Genomic DNA, 2,567 nt, shown 5'->3' with positions numbered 1-2,567 from the left:
GTTGCAAGTATACAACTCACACTAAGTTTTATCTGACTTGCGGGTTTTATTTTCGTGGACAGCTTCCTCCCCTTTTTGGTCTTTGTTCTGCTTCTACTTTTTCATTGGCTCTTTACCCTAGTTCCGGAAAAAATTAAAAGTGAAGAAGTTCAAGAATGCGTATTTTTACATGAAGGGCGTGCACCCATCGGTCCTATCGCTCTATCCTCCTGTTCCCGATATACTGCTGCATCCTAGTTACTTGTTGGCTAATCATCTTATCTGCAAGAGCAGCCTCACAAGTTTGTATATTTAACGCCTCGATGATAGAGGTATTTTTATTTCCGATCAATCCCATGAAATTAGTACTTAATTACTTTGTCGTACTTTGTTTTTCTGCGGCGGTAATTGCTCAAGAAATCACTCAGCATCGTTGGATCCTCCTGCCGATCTCTACAAATATTGCGGGCTTTGGTGGGGAAAATGAGATCACTGGTAGCTACTAGAGTGATACTAACGAAAACCTAGCGTATTCAATAGCTACAGGATATTCATTCGCATGCCAGTGTGGCCTAAAATTCTCCTATATTGGGATACGGACACAGTCAGCTACTAGCTTTGATAGCGATAATATCGCCGTGGGTCCGTCCTAGGTCTGGTAGATATTTTTACCCAGAGCAGCGCTGAATATCTCTACAACAGCTTTAAGCATCGACGCCATGCTCTCTGTTCTATTGTATCTGATTTAATGAATTTTGGCGAAATCGGTGCATCGGGGGTGATCATGTTAGTGATCCTTGTGTTTGCTGCGCTGGGTTTCGCCAAAGGTGCGCTTAAATTGTTTTATGGTTTTTTATGTTTAGTCGGCACTCTAGTTGCTGGCTGGGCTGGCTATCAATTTGGCTACCCGTTGGTATTAGACAACTGGCGTGAGATTCCCGAGTACGGGCAATACGTCTGTGGAATTGTTTCCGGGATTATAGCATTCCTTTTACTCAAGACGCTCACGGATTTTTTCTCAAACCCATTTGCCAAAGATGAAGAACGTAAAAAAGGCTCTGGGCTATTGGGTCTACTTACCGGCTTCGCCTTAGGTTTTGTCATCTGTCTGCTGGGGATGCACCGTCTTGTGGATAAAGGAACACGGGCTGAGGTGGACTACTGGCTCGCACACGCGAGTGGCGTGACCCCTGACGAATTTCCCAGCTTGGCCAAGCTGAAGTATGATTTTCTCAACTCTACTCTTGGAAAACAGGTTGCTCGGTTTATCACCCAAGAGGAAAGCTGCTCCCAGAACTTAGCCAAGTTAGCCATCATGCAGGTAGCATCGCCTGAGAAACTTCAGGCACTCGCCGCTGACCCCGCGATAGCTAGCACGTTACAATCCCCTAGGCTTCAGGATTTCCTGCAAGACCCTGAAGTCAAAGATAGCATCGAAAACGGTGATTCTGCAGCCATTCTCAAGCATCCAAGCTTCATCGCTCTATTGGCGGATCCTGAACTGAATCACGCCATCTCACAGATCAATATTGAACAAGCCCTCAAGCTCCGCTAGACCATCACCAACAAAGCACGAGGCACACCCGCCCAGTTTCAGATTTTCAATTACACATCACAATTTTTTCACCATGCCTAGAGAAGACTACATCGCAACTATCGGTCTCGAAGTTCACTGCCAAATCACAGCTCAGAGCAAAATGTTTTGTGCTTGTCGCGCCGGTTACGGCCACGAGCCCAACACCAATGTCTGCCCAGTTTGCCTGGGTCTCCCAGGAGCTCTACCTGTGCTCAACAAGCACGCAATCGAGCAGACTATTCTAGCGGGCATGTTACTCAACTGTGTAACTCCAGAAATTTCTAAGTGGGATCGTAAGAACTACTTCTACCCTGACATGCCAAAGAACTTCCAGCTCACGCAATTCGACCTACCACTCTGTGCTGGCGGCGGCGTCCCCCTCTACGATCTGGCCTACCACAAGGATGCTCAAAAGCAGATTGCTACCCCTGGTAAGACAGTCAAGATGGACCGCATTCACCTTGAGGAAGACGTTGCTAAGTCCACTCATTTAGCGAATTCGTCTACTATCGATTACAACCGTGCTGGTACTCCATTGATGGAGATTGTGACTGAGCCTGATATTGATAGTGCTGAGGAAGCATACGCATTCGTCAAATCCTTGCAGCAGATTCTCCAGTACGGAAAAATTTCTGATGCCGACATGGACAAAGGCCAGATGCGCTGCGACGTTAACATCTCAGTACGCAAGAAAGGCGCAACCGAATTGGGCACCAAGCTTGAGATCAAAAACCTCAACTCCACCTCTTCAGTTCGCAGTGCTATTTATTATGAAATCGATCGTCAGATTGAAGAACTCGACATGGGCATCGAACAGGTCCAGGCAACTCTAGCTTGGGACCCTAACACTGGCCAGACATCGGTAATGCGTGTCAAGGAGGACTCGCACGATTATCGCTACTTCCCTGAACCAGACCTCTTACCAGTCAATACAGGCGAGTTGTTTGATAAGATGAAGGCTTTCGTACCAGAACTTCCACATGACAAACGTGATCGCTTTGTCAGCGACTAC

3 protein-coding genes are annotated in these 2,567 nt (G+C 46.9%); all 3 read left to right on the top strand.

The genetic code is table 11. The annotated features are described in order from the left end of the window. The first annotated feature begins 335 nt into the window (after positions 1 to 335). A complete protein-coding gene (locus tag ABGY95_RS08090; protein WP_347441179.1) occupies positions 336 to 485 on the top strand; it encodes a hypothetical protein in 150 nt (49 codons plus the stop codon). A 242-nt stretch (positions 486 to 727) separates the two neighbouring features. Then, complete coding sequence (locus ABGY95_RS08085; RefSeq protein ID WP_347441178.1) at positions 728 to 1,534, top strand: hypothetical protein; 807 nt, start codon at positions 728 to 730, stop codon at positions 1,532 to 1,534. A 73-nt stretch (positions 1,535 to 1,607) separates the two neighbouring features. Further along, on the top strand, positions 1,608 to 2,567 hold a 960-nt coding region (gene gatB, locus ABGY95_RS08080), incomplete at its 3' end, for an Asp-tRNA(Asn)/Glu-tRNA(Gln) amidotransferase subunit GatB (RefSeq protein ID WP_347441177.1).

This window comes from Rubritalea sp. (assembly GCF_039830215.1).
Lineage (GTDB): Bacteria > Verrucomicrobiota > Verrucomicrobiia > Verrucomicrobiales > Akkermansiaceae > Rubritalea.
The sequence above is the reverse complement of the archived record's forward strand: the minus strand, read 5'-3'. Positions and strand labels throughout refer to the sequence as shown.

Coding starts and splice junctions, on each gene's coding strand:
- ABGY95_RS08090 (WP_347441179.1), top strand. CDS start 336: ATGAAATTAGTACTTAATTACTTTGTCGTACTTTGTTTTTCTGCGGCG.
- ABGY95_RS08085 (WP_347441178.1), top strand. CDS start 728: ATGAATTTTGGCGAAATCGGTGCATCGGGGGTGATCATGTTAGTGATC.